At 48.3% G+C, this 20,314-nt stretch carries 16 protein-coding genes; 5 read left to right on the forward strand and 11 right to left on the reverse strand.

What is annotated here, in order from left to right; translation table 11 throughout:
• Positions 1-26: 26 nt before the first annotated feature.
• Both LJ740_RS22380 and LJ740_RS22385 read right to left on the reverse strand, forming a co-directional pair.
• Positions 27-2,537: an alpha-amylase family glycosyl hydrolase gene (locus LJ740_RS22380; protein ID WP_229531369.1), complete on the reverse strand. Its 2,511-nt coding sequence runs from the start codon at positions 2,535-2,537 to the stop codon at positions 27-29.
• A gap of 58 nt (positions 2,538-2,595) precedes the next feature.
• Positions 2,596-5,796, reverse strand: a complete 3,201-nt coding sequence (locus LJ740_RS22385; protein ID WP_229531370.1) for an alpha-amylase family glycosyl hydrolase — start codon at positions 5,794-5,796, stop codon at positions 2,596-2,598.
• Positions 5,797-6,780: 984 nt separating this feature from the next.
• Between LJ740_RS22385 and LJ740_RS22390 the strand changes: the two genes are divergently transcribed.
• From LJ740_RS22390 to LJ740_RS22400, 3 genes are all read left to right on the forward strand, one after another.
• On the forward strand, positions 6,781-7,299 hold the full coding sequence (locus LJ740_RS22390; RefSeq protein ID WP_229531371.1) for a hypothetical protein: 519 nt from the start codon (positions 6,781-6,783) through the stop codon (positions 7,297-7,299).
• 79 nt (positions 7,300-7,378) lie between these two features.
• Positions 7,379-7,711: a type II toxin-antitoxin system RelE/ParE family toxin gene (locus LJ740_RS22395; RefSeq protein WP_229531372.1), complete on the forward strand. Its 333-nt coding sequence runs from the start codon at positions 7,379-7,381 to the stop codon at positions 7,709-7,711.
• Positions 7,698-8,012, forward strand: a complete 315-nt coding sequence (locus LJ740_RS22400) for a helix-turn-helix domain-containing protein (RefSeq protein ID WP_229531373.1) — start codon at positions 7,698-7,700, stop codon at positions 8,010-8,012. The genes LJ740_RS22395 and LJ740_RS22400 overlap by 14 nt, the downstream gene beginning before the upstream one ends.
• 280 nt (positions 8,013-8,292) lie before the next feature.
• Here LJ740_RS22400 and LJ740_RS22405 read toward each other — a convergent pair whose 3' ends face one another.
• Positions 8,293-9,036 carry an alpha/beta hydrolase-fold protein gene (locus tag LJ740_RS22405; RefSeq protein WP_229531374.1) on the reverse strand — a complete coding sequence of 248 codons (744 nt, stop codon included), beginning with the start codon at positions 9,034-9,036 and terminating at the stop codon, positions 8,293-8,295.
• 122 nt (positions 9,037-9,158) lie between these two features.
• On the opposite strand from LJ740_RS22405, the gene LJ740_RS22410 reads away from it, so the two are divergent.
• A complete protein-coding gene (locus tag LJ740_RS22410; RefSeq protein WP_229531375.1) occupies positions 9,159-9,560 on the forward strand; it encodes an MAPEG family protein in 402 nt (133 codons plus the stop codon).
• A gap of 42 nt (positions 9,561-9,602) precedes the next feature.
• Here LJ740_RS22410 and LJ740_RS22415 read toward each other — a convergent pair whose 3' ends face one another.
• The 7 genes from LJ740_RS22415 to LJ740_RS22445 form a co-directional block, all read right to left on the reverse strand.
• Positions 9,603-10,838, reverse strand: a complete 1,236-nt coding sequence (locus LJ740_RS22415; RefSeq protein WP_229531431.1) for a metal-dependent hydrolase family protein — start codon at positions 10,836-10,838, stop codon at positions 9,603-9,605.
• Between the two features lie 88 nt (positions 10,839-10,926).
• Positions 10,927-11,418, reverse strand: coding sequence for a hypothetical protein (locus LJ740_RS22420; RefSeq protein ID WP_229531376.1), 492 nt, complete (start codon positions 11,416-11,418; stop codon positions 10,927-10,929).
• A 94-nt stretch (positions 11,419-11,512) separates the two neighbouring features.
• A complete protein-coding gene (locus LJ740_RS22425; RefSeq protein WP_229531377.1) occupies positions 11,513-13,198 on the reverse strand; it encodes an adenylate/guanylate cyclase domain-containing protein in 1,686 nt (561 codons plus the stop codon).
• A complete protein-coding gene (locus LJ740_RS22430; RefSeq protein WP_229531378.1) occupies positions 13,195-14,928 on the reverse strand; it encodes an adenylate/guanylate cyclase domain-containing protein in 1,734 nt (577 codons plus the stop codon). Before LJ740_RS22430 ends, LJ740_RS22425 begins: the two co-directional genes overlap by 4 nt.
• Before the next feature lie 95 nt (positions 14,929-15,023).
• Entirely contained in the window at positions 15,024-15,569 is a 546-nt protein-coding gene (locus LJ740_RS22435; protein WP_229531379.1) for a DUF1285 domain-containing protein, read from the reverse strand.
• A gap of 12 nt (positions 15,570-15,581) precedes the next feature.
• Positions 15,582-16,427 (reverse strand): DUF3014 domain-containing protein, encoded by an 846-nt coding sequence (locus LJ740_RS22440; RefSeq protein WP_229531380.1) that lies wholly within the window; start codon positions 16,425-16,427, stop codon positions 15,582-15,584.
• Between the two features lie 340 nt (positions 16,428-16,767).
• Positions 16,768-18,192 carry a pyridoxal phosphate-dependent decarboxylase family protein gene (locus LJ740_RS22445; protein ID WP_229531381.1) on the reverse strand — a complete coding sequence of 475 codons (1,425 nt, stop codon included), beginning with the start codon at positions 18,190-18,192 and terminating at the stop codon, positions 16,768-16,770.
• Positions 18,193-18,338: 146 nt separating this feature from the next.
• On the opposite strand from LJ740_RS22445, the gene LJ740_RS22450 reads away from it, so the two are divergent.
• Positions 18,339-19,736, forward strand: a complete 1,398-nt coding sequence (locus LJ740_RS22450) for an aminotransferase-like domain-containing protein (RefSeq protein WP_229531382.1) — start codon at positions 18,339-18,341, stop codon at positions 19,734-19,736.
• A gap of 73 nt (positions 19,737-19,809) precedes the next feature.
• Here the strand turns inward: LJ740_RS22450 and LJ740_RS22455 are convergent, their stop codons facing one another.
• Positions 19,810-20,310 carry a DUF6702 family protein gene (locus LJ740_RS22455; RefSeq protein WP_229531383.1) on the reverse strand — a complete coding sequence of 167 codons (501 nt, stop codon included), beginning with the start codon at positions 20,308-20,310 and terminating at the stop codon, positions 19,810-19,812.
• Between the last annotated feature and the right edge of the window lie 4 nt (positions 20,311-20,314).

Genomic DNA, 20,314 nt, shown 5'->3' on the forward strand with positions numbered 1-20,314 from the left:
CTGCATATCTTTGATAATGCTCAGAGTTATTCTTTAAACAATACCGTGACGGCTGTTCCCTGGGCCACAATACTTCCTGAAACCACCGGGCCATTGGCCTGATAGCCTTCACCATTTTGCATCGCAATTTGCCAATTGCCAGCCGGTAAACTGTAGCTGTAATTATCAGCACTGTTGTAAATCACCAGTATTTCAGACCAGCTATCGCCATTGGCCTGAGCATCAATATGATTCACGACAACGCCGTAGCGGGGCAGGGTTGTCGTGATGTGATTGTTCACTTCATCCCAGGTGTTCATTCTGAAACCCGGATGGGCATTGCGCATACTGATCACACTGGCGTAATAATCTACGATATCCTGATGGTCCTGTTTCCATTGCCATTGATATTTGTTGATGGCATCTCCGGCGTTATAGCTGTTGTGAACTCCCTGTTTGTCTCGCAGCATTTCAACGCCGCCGTGCAAAAACGGGATCCCCTGACTGGTAAGTACAATGCCGTTAGCAAAATTCTGAATACGTTTTAAATAGGCTGAGCTATGGGAAACGCCATTGAGTGTCGCCCATTCCAGAATTTTGTCCCGCAAGGTGAGGTTGTCGTGGGCTGACACATAGTTGATGCTTTGTTCTGGATCCATAGCAAACATGGCATCCCAGGTGTCAATTACTGCATTGGCATCCTGATTGAAGCGAATCGCTCCGCGACTGCCCACTTCGATACGCCAGGTGTCCGGATTGGCATTGAAGGCGTAACAATCTCCGGAATTACAATCACCGTTATCATTCTGCCCCTTGATGGCTTCTCGAAACTTGGGATTGAACACGCCCACATGAGAATCGTGTACCCGGCCTATGGTGCCCAATCTGACTCTGGAGTCTTCCCGTTCATCAACACAACCAAAACAGCCGGGCCAGGGTTCGCCATACATCAGGATATTTCGACCGGGCAGAACGGATTCCAGATGTGCGCCCCAATCGCCAAAGTTCTGATAGCTAAACACGCCCACTAAATCAAAACGAAAACCATCAATTTTGTATTCAGTGGCCCAGTATTCCAGCGAGTCGCGAATCATGCGGTTTACCATAGGCACACCGTCATCAATAGTATTGCCCACTACCAGATTCTGATGATAGAAGTACTGGTTGCTGATGTTTTCAAACATTTCATTGCCGTAGGTGTGGTTGTACACCACGTCCATAATGACCCGGATACCGGCTTTGTGAAATTCGTTAATCATGTTTTTAAATTCTTTGACCCGGTTTTCGTAGTCAGTAGGGGTCAGAGAATAACGCTCTTCGGGAATGTTGTAGTTGCGCGGATCGTAACCCCAGTTGTAACAATCATTGTTGTCTGGCAATCCATCACAGGTGGCAAAGTCGTAAACCGGTAACAGCTGAACGTGGGTAACGCCCAGTTCTTTCAGATGATCGATACCGGTTTTTAAGCCGTTGAACTCGGTGCCGGATTGCACCATGCCCAGATACTTGCCTTTTTTATTGGCATCGACACCGGAGCTACTGTCGATGGTGAAGTCTCTGACATGCACTTCATAGATTACGGCATCTTCTCGCTCAACTAATGTCGGAGCGCCTGCCCAACCACCATCTGGCTGTAATCGGGACATATCCAAAACGATATTGGTGTGGCTTTGTGGCTCAATCATCTTTCCGTAAGGATCTCTGACCTCTATGCCATTGATGAGAAAGGTATATTCGGCCAAATGTAGATCGCCGCTGACGGCTACCTGATAGACATCGCTGTAACCATTGAAATTGGGCACTAGCGTAAGCGAGTAAAGCTGGCCGTTTACCTGCACTTTAACGTCGCTGTGATCCGGTGACCAGATGGAAAACACCGTTTGTGTCGGGCTGTATTCGGCCCCTAAAAAGTCCACCGGCTGTGCACAGTTTTGACTACAGGTGCTGGCTTCTGACAGGCTGTATGCCAGGGTTTGGTCGTTGACCGTGACCAGGTAGCTACCATTAACAGAAGTATAAATATCTGCGCCACTTAGCTCCAGAACACCATTGCTGTCACTGTCGCCATAATTTTGTGACCAGTCGCCGGAAATATCCAGTTTAAAGCGCTGATTGGTCTGACCGTCAAAATCCACCTGGGTTTGCCAGGTATTATCCGCCACCAATTGCATGGCAGAGGTTCCCCAACCATTAGCGGTGCCCCGAAAATACAGCTGCGCAAAATTGCTGCTGTATCCGGAGCCTGTGCAACTGCTTACCGGGTTTGCTGCAATGGCTTTGCTGGTGGCGTTAAACTCAATGTGGTAGCTGGATTGACCGGCTACAGTATAATCGCTGGTGGGGTAGTTTTCGCCCCAGTCGCCATAACGGTCTATTTTAAATCTGGGGCCACCACTGGCATCACCGCCGCCGAATCTTTGGCAGGTGGTGAAAATATTGTTGCCCTGGTCCGTCAATGCAGTGGTGTTCCAGTTATTGGGTGTACCGCGGAAATACCAGTCGGCACTAACACTGCCGGACACTGCACTTAGCAGCATGAAAAAAGTGAGTTTGTTCATTGTTGTTTGCTCATAGGTTAGCCCCGATAGTGCCAGTAGCACTGTCAGGGCGAGTGGGTTATTTCAGATACAGGCCGTCGCTACCAATTTTACCAGGGCCATTTAACACCCAGATCCGCGCTGAATAAGCCGGTACTGAGAATTGCAGGCTGCCGTTACTGGTTGAGAGGCTGGTGCCGCTCACAACATCCGTGTAGGTGCCGTTTTGTATTCCTGAGACGGTGATGTTTTGTGGTGATGAAGCCGCCAGGCCCACCACTGCATAACTGCCTTCAGAAGATAAATCGCGGACAAAACTCATACCTGCGCTCCATTCATTCACCTGACTCATCGGGGCTTTTTGCAGTGCCGGGATCCCTTTGCGGATCTGATTGAGACGCTTGATGTGTTGATACAAAGGATGGGACTGCGTGGTACTGAGGTCGTCCAGGTGAGGACCAAAATAGGCCCGGCCGGTTTGGTCTATGGTGTCATTTGCACTGGCGATGTCTTGCGGCAGGCCAGCCTGAAACATGATTTCTTCGCCGTAATACAGTGATGGTATACCTCGTACCGTCCACAGCAGGTTATAAACCAATGCGGCGTGGGCTTGGTCACCTCCAAAGCGATATTTGAAGTCGTTATCCGGGCCAACATCATGGTTTTGGAAAAAGGTCACAAGCTTGGTGGCATCACCATAGATCCAGTCCATGCTGAATATCCCGCCAACGCCGCCAAGATTACCGCGGGTGACATTGTCTCTGAAGGTGGAGAACAGCGAAAAGTCCAGTACGGCTAAACCTGAATCGCCACCGCCATTGGGATTAGCCGGGTCTTGCGTGGTGCGGGTATACCACCAGGGACGGATGACCGCAGAAGCATTGTCATTCGCGATTTCTGAACCCCATCCGGTGCCTTTTACCAGGTTTTCACCAAATACAAACAGACCGGGTTTATGGCTTTGCCAGTTGTGTATGTAGGTCAGTAGTTCATCGCGCTCAACGTGCTTTACTGTATCCAGACGAATGGCGTCCACGCCCATATCCAGATACATCTGAATCGCACCATTGAGATAATCTTTAACGTTTTGGTTGCCGGTAGCCAGGTCAATGGTATCGCCAGCCATGTGCTTCTTCTGCAATGCGGTGGGGTTTTCCCAGTCTCCGCCGGCCATAAAGCCATCCAGGTGATACCAATTGGGATCTAATCCCTGAGCATCGATACCAAAAAAGCGATTGGCATCGTAACCCGGACTGGGAACTGTGACACCGGTTTTAGGGTCCACCAGGGGCACCAGTCCATCAGGATCTGAATTGTGGCGATCCCGGAACCACTGCGGGGCCACCGGGTTGTCGTTATCATCGCGATTCAGGCGGCTATAATCTCCCAGATTACCCTGATAGGGGCCGTTATCCACATCACCTTGCTCTGCGCCTGTCGGGACATAGTATTTAATGGGTAAGTGATCAATCCAGACCTCGCCGCGCAAACCATATTGACCAGAGTGATTTACCACCACATCCTGTACCACTTTCAGTCCTTTGCTGTGAGCGGCATTGATAAAGTCCTGATAACTGGCATCGGGTGATTCCAGTCGAGGATCTACCTGGTAAAAGTCATAGGCATGATAGCCGTGGTAATCCAGGCCAGAACGATTCTCAACTGGTGGGGTTACCCAGATGGCGGTAAACCCCAGATCTTTGATGTAATCCAGTTGCTGGATCAGACCTTTAAAATCGCCGCGCCAGTGTGGGTCGCCTGCTTTTATGCGATCCCGGTTGTAGTAGTTGTTGCTAGTGTCACCATCGTAAAAGCGCGCAGTCATGACAAAGTAGATGGTTTCGCTGCGAAAATCGCCGCTGTCCGGCAAGGCGCCTATCTGATAACTGAAGGTTTGTATCTGTTGATTATTATCCGCATCAATTGCCAGAGTTTTGATCACCAAATCTGTGCCTGTTCCGACATCCGACGCTGTGATGTTCTGTCCGGAATATAACGCTGAGCTGCTGGTGGGCGTGCTGCCATCCGTGGTGTAATAAAGTTGTGGTGTGCTGTCCTGGTTATCTGTGATAGCCAGTGTTATCGACTGAGTATCCTGGTAGGAACCCGCCGATGGGGTGGCCGTGGCTACCGGCGGCTGGGTATCAGTGCCAACAACTTCTGTGGCATCGATGCTGTTATCACTAGTGTCAAAACAAATGTCATAGGTGCTGTTGGGATTTACCAGATAATCGCTGCCGGGATAGCTCTCAGTCCAGTCGCCATAATGATCAACTTTAAATCTGGGATTGTTGGCGGCAAAGGATTGTTGGGTGCAAAACACCAGGCCATCGGACGTGGTCATGGCCGTGGTTGCCCAGTTGTTAGGCGTACCCCGAAAATACCAGCTGTCGCCGCTCATTTCCGTTACGTTAATGGTTACCGTGTCCGTATCCGAACCGCCCTGATCATCGGTGACTGTCAGCTGTACGCTGAAACTACCCGGTGTGGAGGTATCGACGCTGATGGACTCAGTCGTCTCGCCAGTGCTCCAGCTGTATTGGCTGATAATGCCATCCTGATCGGATGACTCTGAACCGCTCAGTACCAGGTTATCATTCACCGCCACTGAGATGCTGCCTCCGGGTGAAATCACCGCTATGGGGAGCAGATTAGAGGAAGTGATGGGGACTACCGAGTAGGCCAGAGTGGCATCGTTTACTGTGATGCGGTAAGTGGCAACACCTTGTACATAAATATCGCCACCGGATGATTCCAGGATGTTATCACTGTTGCTGTCGCCGTAGTTTTGTGACCAGTCTCCCTCAACATCCAGTTTAAAGCGCTGATTGGCCTGACCGTCAAAGGCCACATCTAACTGCCAGGTATTATCGTCCACCAGAGCCATGGCATCCGCATTCCAGTTGTTTGCTGTACCTCTGAAATACAGCTGAGCAAATTGCTGGCTGAAACCCGGCTGGCTGTTGCAATCTGCGACGGCGGTGGTGCTGATATTTTTGCTGATGGCATCAAAGTTAATTTCATAACTTTGGTTGGAATTCACCTGCACATCTGCGCCAGGGTAGCTTTCCTGCCAGTCTCCGAATCGATCGATTTTAAAGCGTGGCCCACCTCCAGCATCACCGGAGCCGAAGCTCTGGCAGGTTGAATATTGGTTATTACCCTGGGCGCTGAGTTCGGTGGCATTCCAGTTATTGGCTGTGCCACGAAAAAACCAGTCTGCATAGGCGTGACCAGATAACACCAGGCTGCAGCCGACTGAAATAATTTTCCAGTTCATATGAGATTCCTGTTACTTGTTGTTTCTGATGCGAGAACATCAGTGTGTGATTAATGGTTATTGGTTTTATGCAGGCACAAGGAGGCTGACTCGTATTCAATTGAATACAAGGTTCTTTCTCGTCTAATTCTCTTTTTATTCGTATCTCAGGGGCAGGTTATCCCGAACCGGTACAGCGGCGTTGCACCGCTGTTAAAGCATTTCCAAAATGGAAGGGCCCCTGTTGTGCACTTTTAGGTGTATGTTCACCTATTCGGTTGTTAACAATTAATTAACAAGGGTGTAGTTAAGAATAGGTAAATAAAATAATCAAATGAATACGTATGCAGCTAATAAATATGAATTTCATTCTATTTATCTCCTTCGTCTGGTACTCATGCTGCAGTATCAGCGGCAACTCGACAGAGCGGCTAAACCTAACCAAAGTCTGATACCAATTATTTTGGTTAAGTCTTAATTCATCGATACTGAACCACTCAACCTATTTACAGGCTCCAAGGCAGACTTTTTTCGGCTCCGCTGTTTAGTTCAACCGCTATCATTTGATTGAAACCATTGTCGGGGCGCCGACTGCGCCTTAAGGTGACCGGGCTGCGCCCCCCTTAAGAATCCCCCGCAGCCCCTGACGCGCAACAACATAAACTTCGCCATCAGTACAACGACGACCATCAATGACAGCACATCCCTGTGCTGGGCATTGATTGAGGTATCATCCCTGATACCGCTCATCGTTGTTTTAACTGATGTCGCAGTTTATTGCGCGTAAAGGGAGATTAGGTTAAGCACTCCGAACAAATATTGGCGTAATCGAACCTGTAAAGGAATCTGTTTTGCTTTATCTCTCAATGAAATTTATTAATTTCTGGACACTACAGTCATTAAATTAACATTCATGCTCTCGTCCTGCCTTCGTCTGGCACACATGCTGCAGTATCAGCGACAACACAACAGCGTGGCTCAACCAGGTAATAAGGAGTTATCACCATGATAGTGTCGCAGGCAGATTATGATCGATGGCAGAACATGTATGGCAATGGCAGGACTGCCGGGCAAGATTCAGCAACAGCGCAAGGCGCTACAACATCGCTGACCGATCCCCTGGCACAACCAGAAAGCAGGCAAAAATCTGCCCAGGATGGCAACCAAAGTGGAACGGACAGGACATCAATTGCCGCTTCTGAGGAGCCAAAGAGTTTTCTGGAAGAGGCGCTTGAACGGCTTACACTCAATCGACTGGGAATCGATCAGGAAAAAATGGACGAGCTGAAAGAGGAAATTGAAAAAACGGAATCCGCAATTGACGCCCTGAGTGATCAGAAACCCCACACTCAGGCACAACAGAAAGAGCTGAGTTTTCTTAAAGACAAACTGGAAAAACTGAAAGAAGCGCTGGAAGAGCTGGTTAAGCAAGCCAATGAGCGAACAAATGGGGAAGACATTGCCGGCCAGAAAAATGCCGAAAACTCAGTAAATCAGTATAAATCCATCGCATCTTTGAGTTGATTCGGGTTCTCTGAACACTCTGTACGTTAAATGCGTATGGGTGTTGTGTTCTATACGCTTTTAACGTACATTTGTGAGAATGAAAAGCGTATTTGTCGAATCATCCATTTTTGCAAAGTATCGGGAAATCTATCTCAGCGAGGAGGAGTATAGACTTTTTCAGGCTGACTTGATGGTAAATCCCAGAGAAGGCGATGTGATTCAGGGGACTGGCGGTTTGCGTAAAGTCCGAGTGGTAAGTAAAGGAAAAGGTAAACGTGGTGGTTCGCGTGTCATTTATTATTATCTGGATAAAAGAAGACGTTTTTATTTGCTAACCATTTATGGCAAAAACGAAATGTCAGACTTAACTGCAGATCAAAAGAAACAGCTAAAAGCTTTTATGGAGGCGTGGCGTCATGAGCAATCGTAATCTTTTTGCCGAACTAAGTTCAGCTTTAACTGAAGCTAAAGCGCATTCAGAAGGCAAGTTAACGTTAAAAACTCACAAGGTTGATGAAATTGTCGAGTTGAAAATCTCGCCTAATGAAATCGTCAATATCCGAGAACAGTTTAATATGTCTCGTGGGGTGTTTGCTCAACTTCTACACACGTCTTCCCGTACACTGGAGAATTGGGAGCAAGGTCGAAGTGTGCCAAATGGTCAGGCTGTAACGCTTCTTAAGCTAGTTCAGCGGCACCCTGAAACCCTGGCTCATATAGCTGAGTTATAAACGCAATGAATACTGAAATTGCAGTAAATAATTTGTAGAAGTCGGCATCTGATCTGACGAATACCAGTTTTTGGTTAGGTGTCTCGTCAGATTAGTTTGCGCTCAGATTCCTCTCAGCCCAAACCAGTTTTCCATCAATGAGTGTTTCCATTGGCGTTCTGCCACAGCATATTTTGCCTCGATTACTTAAATTATTAAAGATTCTCGTGTTAATGTATAAACACTGTAGTCAATCTCTTCAATTCGTTCGAAAATCAGTTTTACTTTTCAGGCTCGTAAATCAATAACCAATAACATGACCAAAATGTTTGATGATGTGTTGTTTCCAGGCTGGCCAGTCGTGCATGGATTCGGCTCCCCAGATATCACACACCACATTGAGACCTTTGTGGCGCATAATTTCGCTTAACTGCACGGTTTCTTCCAGACAACCGCCTTCGTATGCGCCCTGGCCGCAGGTTAAGATAAACTCACATTGCGATTGTACCTGCTGTAATACCTCACCGTGCATGTTGGACAGGTAGGCGATAGGGTTGTTGAAGTAGATATCGTCGTTGCTAAAGCCATGTGTTAAACCCGTTATCTCATAGCGACCACTCATGGCAAAACAGGTGTTAAAGATATGCGGATATTTTAAGGTGTGGTTTACCGCGTAATACGCCCCGAGACTCACACCGGTGGTAACCAGGGGAAGTTTATCCATTCTGCAGTCATGATATATCCAGGGCACGATGTGGTTGATAATGTAATGTTCGTAGGCCTGATGGGCTTTGATGTAATCCGCCGGGTGGCTTTGTTTGCTATTCCATGTTTTTGCTACGTTACTTTCCGGACAATAGAGCTTTACTTTGCCGTCATTGATCAAGGGTGCCAGCAGGTTGATCATTCCGGCATCTTCCCATTCATGTGCCATGCCGGATGAGGAGGGAAACACCAGTACGGGTTGCCCGTAGTGACCGTAACTCCACAGATAAAATTCTCGTCCCATAAAGTCATTTGGAAACCGATGAAAACTCTTATGCATGGGGCACTCCACAGAAGGTTATCAAATGTTAACTTACACTATGAATCACAAGTGAGGATTGCGCCAATTTGCGATACACAATATTCTGTGGCCGGAAGTAAAAAATAAATAAGGATTAAATCATGTTGTTCGCGATGTTTGCTATGGTGGTGTTGACGCTGCTGGTGGGACTGGTCACCCTGTCCAGTCGTATGAAAAGCGTTAAAGCCGGAGAAGTAAAAGCCAGATACTACAAGTTGATGCAAGGCCAGGAATTGCCCGAATATGTGGCTAAAACCGGGCGCAATTTTAACAATCAGTTTGAAGTGCCGGTATTGTTTTACGCCGCCGCGATTTTGCACATTGTGATGCAGGCTGAAAGTGGATTGGGTTTGATTTTAGCCTGGGTTTTTGTGGTGCTGCGCTATGTGCACGCCTTTATTCACATAACCTACAACCATATTTTGCATCGTATGCTGGTGTTTTTTGCTTCATTTTTTGTGGTGGTGGCCATGTGGGGCAATCTGCTAATGGTGGCGATGTAAAGAAGTGCGCTCTGCTGAGCTGCAGAGCGCTAAAATGATGGCTTAGGGAATTTGTTGTTTGAATACTTTGCCGTCTTTCATCACAAAAATCACCTTGCCCATAGCGTTGATGTCCCGAAGTGGGTCACCGGATACGGCAATGATATCCGCCAGCTTTCCGGCTTCGATGGAGCCCAATTGTTCGCTGACGTTCAGTAGTGCTGCACCGTGCCAGGTGGCACTGCGAATGGCATCCAGTGGTGGCATTCCGGCCTCAACCATATAGACAAATTCCTGCCAGTTGTCGCCATGGGCAGAAACACCGGAATCTGTACCGTAAGCGATTTTTACGCCAGCCCGAAACGCGTTACCGAAGGTATTTTGAATCAGCGGACCAATTGCTGCCGCTTTAGGGCGTACTACATCCGGAAAGAAACCATCGATTTGGGCTTTTTCTTCTACCCATTTGCCGGCTAATACCGTGGGTACATAGTAGGTTCCGTATTGCTTCATCAACTCCATGGTAGTGTCATCCATGTAGGTGCCGTGTTCGATAGACGATACGCCAGCCCGGATAGCCCGCTCCATGCCCTCTTTTCCGTGTGCATGTACCGCGACAGTCATACCATAGTCTTTGGCTGTGGCAACGATAGCCTGCAACTCGTCGTCCATGAACTGCGGGTTTTGACCGTTTTTCGCCAGGCTTAACACACCGCCGGTAGCGGTGATTTTTATCAGATCGGCGCCGTCTTTATAACGTTGCCTGACGGCTTTTCTGGCGTCAGCAATGCCGTTTATCACACCTTCTCTTGGACCCGGATCGCCCATGATGTCTTGATTACTGCCGTTACTGGGATCAGCATGTCCCCCAGTTGTTGCAATGCTTTTAGCCGCTGTATAAATTCTCGGACCGACAATATCACCAGCATTGATGGCGCGTTTCAGGGCTACCGATTCGTTGTAGCGATCGCCTAAATTACGCACGGTGGTGAACCCGGACATCAGTGTCAGTTCCGCGTACTTAACACTTTTAAGTGCGAAGTCTGCTTCGTTTTTGGTAAAGCGTTCAATGTAAGCGCCAGGACCCTGTTGAGAAGAGATATGCACATGCATATCCATCAAGCCAGGCATAACGGTGGCGTCTTTCAGGTCAATGAGGGTGTCGTCGAAATCCGGTGTCGAATAACCGCTTTCTACGGCGACAATTTTATTGTTATCCACGATAATCGTGGAACGAAACAGGATCTCATCGGAATTGGCCGGAATGATCTTCCCGGCGTGTATATAGGTGGATGCCATCACATCTGTGTTGCAAAGCAAGATAACACTGCTGATAAGCGTGCTTAGTATTCGACTTTTCAAAACCCGAACCTCCAATTTAGTGCGGTTAGCGTATATAAATCGTTTTCTTTTTTAGTTTGGCAATCTGCCACATCAGTAGTAGCAAGAATAATATAAAAATGACTAAAAAGGTTTGATGTAACAAGGGATCTTCTAAATTTTCTACTAATGGCTCATCGACAGGGAAGCGCATCAGCACTTCTGTGGCGGCCGGTAGAAGATGGAACAATAAAGTACTACTCATTAAGGTCAACTGTACATACGGGGTGATGGTGCCAAACACCTTAAACAAAGAGAGTACAATCGCGCCCAGCAGCGCTACTAACGTTAAAACAGCCAGTATATGAGCAGGGTTGAGTCCACCATGATTAAAAATAAACAGCGAAGTGCCGGCAGTGATCGCGGTAAACAGCGCGTAGAGTTTCCCCATCGGATGATTGAGCAAAATCCGCTGGTGCTTTGCAATGAGTACCATGGCCAGAATAAGTGCCAATAAGCCAAATAAGGTATGAACTACACCTGGTAAAGATAACGACACTTACGCTCCGGGGGGTGATTGGGGTTGTCTGAGCAGCACGTTGAGCAACACAGAAATTTGCGCAACGTTAGCAACTAGCCGTCAATAAAGCAAATTAGCACGATATTGAACGCCGCTGAAACTGTGCAATTGCATCCCCTGGATGGTGTTCCAGGTAGGTTTCCAGGGCGCTAAAAAGTTGCTGATTCGGGCTTAAAAATAGTTGTTTCAGTATGTGGTCAATGTCTTCAAACTGATTAATTTCAGCCTCGGAAAAGGCATCCCTGTAACCCAACAACTGGTAAACAAACTGCTTGTTTGTGGTTTCATCTGTACTGCCATAATCCAGTTGAGCTGCGAGCCGAAACAAAAATTCTGTGCCGGCCTGTTGGCGGGTATTTTCGGTCACTAAAATATGTGTGCCCAGTTGTTTATTGAGTTGTTCCAGTTGCTCAGCAATGTCTACGGCTGCGCCTATTATGGTGAATGAGCGGTTGGTTTTGGTGCCGATATTACCGACAATAATTTCGCCGCTGGCAACACCAATGCGAATGTCAATATCGGGTAAACCTTTGCGAATACCCACTAAGTTTGGCAGAGCAAGGCGCAAATGGTGTAGTTGTTCTACCTGTTTAAGTGCCCCGCGACATGCCAGTCTGGCGCAGCTTTGGCTTTCCGTAAACGGGGGGCTCCAAAAAGCCACAATGGCATCACCGATGTATTTGTCCACCACGCCGTCAATCTGCAATATGGCCTGACCGGCGAGATTGTAATATTCATTGATTACAGCCACTAACGATTCCGGTGACAGGGTCTCACTGAGTTTGCTGAATTGTGCAATATCTGAGAAAAGTACACTGGCATGGTGTCTCGCACCTTTTACCTCTTCGGGATGTTCGGTGAGCAGTTTAACAACCCTGGGGTCCAGGTATTCCTGCATGGAGGCCCTCAGCGTTTCTTTCGTCTCCACCTGTTGCATTAAATGATTGAATGAGGTGGTCAGTTCGCCGATTTCATCATTACTGATCACGGGTATTTGGTGGCGGTAATTTTCTCTTAGTAATTCATCTGAACCCCGGATCAGGGCTTTGAGGGGAGCTGTCACCCGTCTGGATGCATAGGCTGCGACAATAATGCCAACCAGCAGCGCCGCTACTGAAATACTGATATTGAAGGTCAGCAGGTTGTCGTCCTGTCGCTGAATTTTTTGAATACCGGCCTGGGTGATCCCGAATAAATTGTGCTGCAGTCTGGCGATGCGCTGATTAAACAGGGTTTCATGGCGTTGCAACTGTTCAGTCATTAATTGACTTCTGAGGTTATCGCGCGATTGCACCGCGTTGATTATCTCCTGATACAGGGTTTGCATTTGCCATTGATCTTCAGCCAACATGCGCAAATCCGGAGTGACGCGCGCCAGCGCAATCGTATCTTGCAATATGCGCGTAGCATAGGCGGCTTGCTCGGCCAGAGACTGAGTCTCATGAATTTGCTTCATGATTTGTTCCTGTCGTACAAGCAATGCCTGCTGTTCTGTCGCCAGGGCACCCTGCGGCGTTGGTATGGTCTGATTCAGCCTCAGTAACCGCTCAAACAGAATTTCCTGTTCTAACGTGTGGATATAGATTTGTGTTATGTGTTTATTGATGGGCGAAATCAACTGTGCAATATCCCTGACTTCCTCCTTGACTGTGGTCATACGCATATAGTTACCAATGGCAACGACTAACACAAAACTCAACATCAACAGGCTGATCGCGTAAATCTTAAGGCTTAGTGGCAGATAGAGTCTGGATTTCATTTTTGCGCTATCTCCCAATAGAAGGTATCGGCAGGGGGTTCCAGGCCGTTTTGCCACTGCTGGCAGAGCGCAAGGTATTTTTTCGCGGCAATATCCTCAGGCTGAGAAGTCAGATATTCCTGAAACAGCGATGTGGCCTCGGGGAGTTGCCGTGATTCGAATAAGCGCAGGCCTTCAACATAACTGTCCAGTTGCGCCAGTGAGTGGGGAGAGTAGTCTTTTCGATAGCCCATCAGATGAAAGACTTTGATGGGGTCATCTTTACCTGGCACTTTAACCCAGCCTAATGGTCGTATGATGAACGCCTCATCCAGAGAGCCGACAACATCCTCACTGAGCACCAGATTTACTTTGAAAAATCGCGCAACCCCCTTGAGTCGGCTGGCGGCATTGACTTCGTCGCCGATTACCGTGAATGAGCGCGCTCCAGAGGGCCCCATGTTAGCAACAACCAGTTCACCGCTGGCTAAGCCTGCGCGAAACTGCATGGCATTATCAGTAACGTTGTTTGGGTACTGCTTTTGCACAATCTGAGTGAACTGTGCAACCCCTGTTAACTGAGACAATAGCATATGACAGGCGAGGTTGTTTTGGGTGTGCTGCTCGGAAAAGGGATGAGTCCAGAAGCTTAAAATCTCCGTCAACGAAAAATTGAGAATGCCGCGGAACTCACGACTGATACCCAATTGGATGTCCAGGTATTGATTGAGCAACCTGATAAATTGTTCCGCTGAGAGGTTATTGGCAAGTGCATCAACGCCTTCCAGATTAGATAAAATCACGGTAACACACTGACGCTCGCCGGCAACGTTGTAATCAAGGGTGCGTTGCTCTAATTGCTCAATCAATTGCGGATCCAGATACAAGCCAAACACGTCTTTAAGGTGCTCTGCACGGCGCAGGGTATCGAGCGCCAGGTTAAACCTTTGAGTCAGCACGGCCACCTCATCGTGACTTCTTGCCTGTACCTGGGACAGCTGTTCCTGCGCCAGTAAATGGTTTATTTGTTGATTGAGTTCAGTGACCGGCCTGCTTAACTTTTTCGACAGAATAGCGGCATACACCATCCCGGTAATAAGGGTGATAAGGGTTAACAGGGTATTTTGAAGCAGTACCGATTCCTGATGTAGTTGTGCTCGTTGTGAAGTGGTTATGGCATAATTTTGCAATTGACTGAGCGCATCTTCGGCGATCCGGTTCAGGGCGTTCTCTTCCTGACTCAGTGTCTGCCCGGGTAGGTGTTTTTCGCTGCTGGCGGTATTTTGCGCGTCTTCCTGTAACAACGCCCTGGTATGCGCATAGTATCGTTGGTTTGCGCTTCTGATTTGTTCTACTGCGCGAAGAATCGCACTGTCGGGTGCCGTGTGCAGGGAGGCCGGTACCCGGTTGTCTGCCAGTGTCAGTTGCTTAACAGCTTCTGCTAATAGCCTGTCTGCCTGATTATATTGTTGATGCCACAGCGCCTTTTCTGCGTCGACTAAGTGGGATTGCCGGACGGGTTGCTGTTGCCAACTCAAAATGCGTTCGACGTGAATTTCCTGTTCCAACATGGCAATCGTGGCATCGTCAATCAGCTGCACCACGGGAATGATGTACCGGGCCAGGTAATTGATTTCAGCATTAACACTGCGGATCTTGTGGTGGGTATTGGCAGCGATAAGCAGCAACAGTAACAATACACTGGCGGCTATAGCGAACACTTTTTGGGTGATACCCGGGGTATATTTCATGGCGAGGTTGTAACTTTAGTCCAGGGCCTGAAAGGGCATGCTAGCGGGTTTTTCGGACACTGACAAACACTCAATCGCTGGGCGCGAAATAAGGATTAAAGATAACCTAATTGTGCGGCGTAATCGCCACTGTTGACCTGTAATACCTGTTTTCCGGTTACCGGACAACGGGTTTGCTGTGCTTCACTGTGATCGGTAAGTTGGTAAAGTACATTCTGATGCAGCCTTGCCCAAAGTTTACGTCTGATTAAAACATAGGGTAACCAGGTTTCATGTGCCGGGTGATATCTGAGTTCGACAGGGTTTTGCGGGCTCGCTACGACTTCGTCATCAAGGGAGGTGGTGAGTACCAGATAACCGTCTTCGTTGCGCCACTGGGTAATAATAAAAGGAACATCCTCAACCTGAATGCCCACTTTTTCAACTGGGGTAACCAGGAAGTAATCCTGTTCTTCGCGTTTCAGCACTCCGGAAAACAGCTTTACCAGCGCTTTGCGGCCAATGGGTGTACCCATATAAAACCATTGGCCATCTTGTTTTATTTGCAGATCTATATCGCCGCAAAAATCTGGGTCCCACTGCTCAACCGGGGGTAATTTACCCTTGCCTGAAAGGCTTTTTTGCAGTGAGGCCAGGTCCATCGCAGGCTGGTCCTACTGATCTAGCAGTGCTTTGATTTCCCTAAGCTTGGCTTTGATCACACGCATATTTTCCGGACCCGTGCGCAATAATTGTTTTTGTGGAGCGGTTAGATCTTCCACCTGATCAATGCGATATTTATACATTACACTGTCGGTGTATACTTCTACCGGAACCGGGATTTCCGGCGTATCCAGCAGATGGTCTATGGCATCCATCAGGCGATAATCAAAATTCTCATCGGGGTTGCCAATTTCCGCAAAGATCTCGGAAATGGTGGGTTTGTAGACCTCATACAGATCCAGTAAATCTTCCGCTTCAATACTATCCAGCGCATTGACATAAGCGCTGTAGCGTTGATAACTGGAGGAGTCTATCCATTCTTTTCCGGCCTGACGGTAAACCCGGAAGCTATTTTCTGGCGCCCGCAACAGGTGGTGTCTGGCGGCCAGTTGCTCATTGGCCAGGTTTTCAGTAAATACCACAAAGCGGCGTAACAGATCTTCATCTACCAGGAATCTGGCCAGCGTCGGCATTTCTGCCAGACTCACAATGGCCGTTTTTACGGCGGCATCACTGATATCGATGGGCTCAGGCTCGGGTTCGGGCGTTGGTTCAGGCATGGGCACCGGCTCTGGCAATACCTCTTCCGGCTCTGGCTCAGGTTCGGGCAGGGTAACGGGCTCTGGATCCGGTTCAGTAACAATGGGCACTTCCACCGGTTGTGGTTGTTCCGACTGCTCAGCGTCGCCAGAGAATAGCAGATAAATAACGACCAACAGTATCACAACGCCAGCAGCGAGGGCGAAATAGAAGGCCGGGGACTTCGCTGTATTTGGGGTATTTTCGTTATCTGTCATAACCGTACCGGATTCCTGTAAAATTAACTTTAAAAGTAATGCAAGCCTGCTTAATTTGCACGTAAAAACTCATAATTTCTTGTGCTGATCTTTGGTGCAAAAGCCCTTTTTTCAAGCTAAATCATGACATTAGTTCAATTAATTTAAACTGAATTTGAGATTGTTGAACTTTGGTGCATGAAATTTGTGCCGGGCAGACCCGTTTTAAGTGCAAAACAGCACATGGGCCCGAATCGACGTGACAAAGAACAACAGGCACTGCAATGTACCACAGTTATTGCAATGCCTGATAAATATCGCGGTGGATTAATGTTTCTGAGCAGATGTCAGTATGACAAAATCAGGTATTTTGTAACGCGACGGTATTTAACTCCTGTATGGCAATTGCGATATCAGCGTCTTCTGTTTGCCAGTTGCTCAATGCTGCGCGAATAATATGTTGTCCCTGCCATTGACCGGGGCTAAAGAATACCTTCCCACGGCGATTTATCTGATGCAGTATCTCGCTGCAACTGACCGATGCCAGGTGCTTCTCATCAGGTCGAAATAACACCACGTTCAGAGCGCAGGGATGAACCAACTGCCAATGGTTGCTGGCGTCCAGGTAATCAGCGAGAATCGCTGCCTGACGACAGTTTTTCTCCACCCAAAAGCGGATGCCGGCCTGACCATAGGCCTTGATTGTCATCCAGACGGGTAATGCCCGAAATCGTCTGGAATTCTCTATGCCCAGCGACATAAAGTCAGGGGTGGTTGTTGATTGCACCAGATACGGGGCTGCCACATGACAACTTTCAACCAGCAAACGCTGATGGCGGGTAAAGAAAAAGCCGCAATCATAGGGAACGTTCAGCCACTTGTGCCCATCAAGGGTAATGGAGTCTGCCAGTTCCAGGCCGTCACTGAGGTGCTTTTTAGCCGGTATGAGGCGGGCAAAAATTCCAAACGCAGCGTCCACATGAAGCCAGGCTGCATGGGCCTGACAAAGTCCCGCTATGGTTTGTAAATCGTCGAAACTGGTGCCGGTTACTGTGGCTGCACTGCTGATCACAATTTTACTGCGCGCCTGACTGTTATTCAGTTGCCGCTCGAGGTCTTTCGGGTTCATGGCTTCCGAATCCGGCAGCGTTTTTATATAGCGAACATTATCCTGGCCGAATCCTGCCAGCCCCAGGGTTTTTATCATACTGGCATGAGGGCAGGCACTGAAAATCTCGACATCAAGGTGCTTCATACCCTGTTTTGCGATGTCAATCTGCTGTTGCTCTCCGGCATATTGTCGGGCGGTGACAGCAGCCAGAAAGTTGGACGCAGTGGCACCTGTGGTGCACAGGCCGGTGAAACTATCGGGTAAATCAAACAGTGCCACTAGCCATTTAATGGCTTGCTGCTCCACCTGCGTGGCAATGGAGTCGCCACCCTTTGACACATTCTGATCCAGCATTGCAACCAACCAGTCAGCATAGGTAGCTACCGGGGTTGCTCCACCGGTGACAAACCCCCAGTATCGCGGACCACGACTGCCGGACATCTGAGGGATCAATTCAGACTCAACCAGTTTTGCCGTGACTTCTGAACCCAATCCTTGTTCCGGAAGTGCCGTTTCTGGTAAATGCGGCGTCAGATTGGCCACGGGAAAGTGCTCAATATTTTGCAGAAAATGCAGCGACTGTTGCGCAAAGTGGCTGATAAGCTCCTGCCACTCAGTGTTATTGGGTGAGCAGAAAGTGTTGTTGGGTGTATTGTTGAGCATGGTGTTGATCATGGTTTTTTGCCTCCGGTTGACGAGTACAGAGACTTTAAATGATTCAAAAATAGAGTACAGATACAAAAAATAACAAATAAAAGTATACAGATTGTGTTGTTAACGATAGTTTTTGTCTAACGCTTAGTCTGTCTGTAAACGGGAATATGATTCAGTATAAAACACTAGCCAATCAGCTGATGGCAGAAATAGACAGCGGCTCAATGGTTGCCGGGCAACGGTTGTTGTCAGTGCGGGATTTTAGCCGTCAGCAACAAGTGAGTATGACAACGGCACTGAACTGCTACAACTTTCTGGTGGAACGGGGTTATGCAAGCACGCGTCCACGGGCAGGTTATTTTGCGCAAAAACCGGTTCTGAATCTCAGAACAATCCCACTACAACAGTTTTCGCCTGAGCCTCAGGTTGCCGCTCAGCCTCCTCTGATTCACAGCCAACATCCGTTGGCGACAGCGCAGATGGCCGAATCTCTGCTGCCCCTGCAACAACTGGGCAATGCGGCCCGATCGGTTTTTAAACGAGCTCATGCACAGGGATTACATTATGGCGACAGCAATGGTCACCCTTTTTTGCATCGGGCATTGGCCGCTCATTACGCCGAAGCTGGTTTTACCCTCAATGCCGGCAATATTGTCATCGGAAATGGTTGCTTAGACAGTGTCCGGCTGGCCCTTGAAGTTACCACACAACCTGAGGACGTAGTGGTGGTCGCGTCGCCGTGTTTTAATGGTCTGCTGGATATTTTGCGTAGTATGAACAGACGAATTCTGGAAATTCCCAGTACGCGTCAGGGCATAGACTTAGTGTATCTGGAAGATATTATTCGCTCGGGCAGTGCCGCTGCACTGTTACTCACCGCCAACTTTCAGAATCCGCTGGGGCATCAGTTTAGCAATGCTCACAAAGCCGCAATTGCTGAACTGGCCAATCGCTATCAGTTTCCGGTGATTGAGGATGATGTCTACCAGGAATTGAGTTTTAACGGCGTGTTACCCCTACCAATTAAACATTGGGATACTGACGGCAATGTGTTGTGGTGCAGTTCCTTCTCCAAAACACTGTGCGCCAGTTATCGGCTTGGCTGGTGTGAGCCGGGGCGATTTTATCCATTGTTTGCCGCCCGGCGGCGGGCAGAATCTATGGGGGTGAACATGCCACTACAAGCCATCCTGGCGGATTTTATTGCCAGTGGCAATTATCGAAAACACATCAGGAAATTGTTGCCTCTGCTGAGTCAGCAGGTACGTGATTACCGCCACTATTTGCTTACCAATACCCGGGACGATCTGGCGGTGTCTGAGCCTCAGGGGGGCATGGTGTTGTGGTGCCAGGTTCCCCGGTTGAACAGCGAGCAACTGGCGGCAGATTTAGATACTGAGCAGGTTGCCATCAGACCTGGCAATCTGTTTTCTTCTCGCCATTATTATCATGATTATTTCCGCATAAATTGCGGTTGGCCACTTGATGACGAGCGAAAGCGCGAGCTGGATATATTGCTGCAAAAGATTGAAAGAAATCGCACTGGTGAGGTTGAAACAGCGTAACAGCAGTGTCAGGGATTGAAAATGTAGCCCGGTGAACGGAGCCGGGCCACTAAAATGACAATCAGCGTCAGCTTTAAGGAAACTCTACTTCCAGCAGCTTACCGGATTCACGGAAGGTCAGGGTTTTCAGGCTTTTGTTGCCATTGATGTTACCTTCGATGTTTACCGTATTGATTTGCTCAGACCAGATATCCTGCAGGGCACTGTGTTTCACAGAGATTTTGTTTACCGAGTCTGGTAATGGATAATCCTGATAAACCCACAGGAATTTACCGTCAATTTCGTAGCCAACCTGATTCAGGGTAACCGTTTTTTCGTCCAGCACCAGCTGAAAGCGTTCAACTACGTAGTCGGCAAATGTTTGCTGGGTTTTGGGATTGCTCAGAATATCCGCGCTACCATCACCCATGACACTGACGGCGTGCTCAGCATCATGCAGGTAAAAACGATGCATCACTTCCAGATTTCTGCTGTTTTCGTTGAATAAAACCGTTGTAATTGCGGATTTAATCTGATGAGCGAAAGAGGGCGCCGTAAAGGCGCCCAGCATTAATAAGACGATAAGAATGCGCATTGCT

It is taken from the genome of Planctobacterium marinum (assembly GCF_020687805.1).
Taxonomy (GTDB): Bacteria; Pseudomonadota; Gammaproteobacteria; order Enterobacterales; family Alteromonadaceae; genus Planctobacterium; species Planctobacterium marinum.

What these genes read in the sequence shown, in the direction of transcription:
- LJ740_RS22380 (WP_229531369.1), bottom strand. Translation starts at nt 2,537, where the DNA reads ATGAACAAACTCACTTTTTTCATGCTGCTAAGTGCAGTGTCCGGCAGT.
- LJ740_RS22385 (WP_229531370.1), bottom strand. Translation starts at nt 5,796, where the DNA reads ATGAACTGGAAAATTATTTCAGTCGGCTGCAGCCTGGTGTTATCTGGT.
- LJ740_RS22390 (WP_229531371.1), top strand. Translation starts at nt 6,781, where the DNA reads ATGATAGTGTCGCAGGCAGATTATGATCGATGGCAGAACATGTATGGC.
- LJ740_RS22395 (WP_229531372.1), top strand. Translation starts at nt 7,379, where the DNA reads ATGAAAAGCGTATTTGTCGAATCATCCATTTTTGCAAAGTATCGGGAA.
- LJ740_RS22400 (WP_229531373.1), top strand. Translation starts at nt 7,698, where the DNA reads ATGAGCAATCGTAATCTTTTTGCCGAACTAAGTTCAGCTTTAACTGAA.
- LJ740_RS22405 (WP_229531374.1), bottom strand. Translation starts at nt 9,036, where the DNA reads ATGCATAAGAGTTTTCATCGGTTTCCAAATGACTTTATGGGACGAGAA.
- LJ740_RS22410 (WP_229531375.1), top strand. Translation starts at nt 9,159, where the DNA reads ATGTTGTTCGCGATGTTTGCTATGGTGGTGTTGACGCTGCTGGTGGGA.
- LJ740_RS22415 (WP_229531431.1), bottom strand. Translation starts at nt 10,838, where the DNA reads ATGGCATCCACCTATATACACGCCGGGAAGATCATTCCGGCCAATTCC.
- LJ740_RS22425 (WP_229531377.1), bottom strand. Translation starts at nt 13,198, where the DNA reads ATGAAATCCAGACTCTATCTGCCACTAAGCCTTAAGATTTACGCGATC.
- LJ740_RS22430 (WP_229531378.1), bottom strand. Translation starts at nt 14,928, where the DNA reads ATGAAATATACCCCGGGTATCACCCAAAAAGTGTTCGCTATAGCCGCC.
- LJ740_RS22435 (WP_229531379.1), bottom strand. Translation starts at nt 15,569, where the DNA reads ATGGACCTGGCCTCACTGCAAAAAAGCCTTTCAGGCAAGGGTAAATTA.
- LJ740_RS22440 (WP_229531380.1), bottom strand. Translation starts at nt 16,427, where the DNA reads ATGACAGATAACGAAAATACCCCAAATACAGCGAAGTCCCCGGCCTTC.
- LJ740_RS22445 (WP_229531381.1), bottom strand. Translation starts at nt 18,192, where the DNA reads ATGATCAACACCATGCTCAACAATACACCCAACAACACTTTCTGCTCA.
- LJ740_RS22450 (WP_229531382.1), top strand. Translation starts at nt 18,339, where the DNA reads ATGATTCAGTATAAAACACTAGCCAATCAGCTGATGGCAGAAATAGAC.
- LJ740_RS22455 (WP_229531383.1), bottom strand. Translation starts at nt 20,310, where the DNA reads ATGCGCATTCTTATCGTCTTATTAATGCTGGGCGCCTTTACGGCGCCC.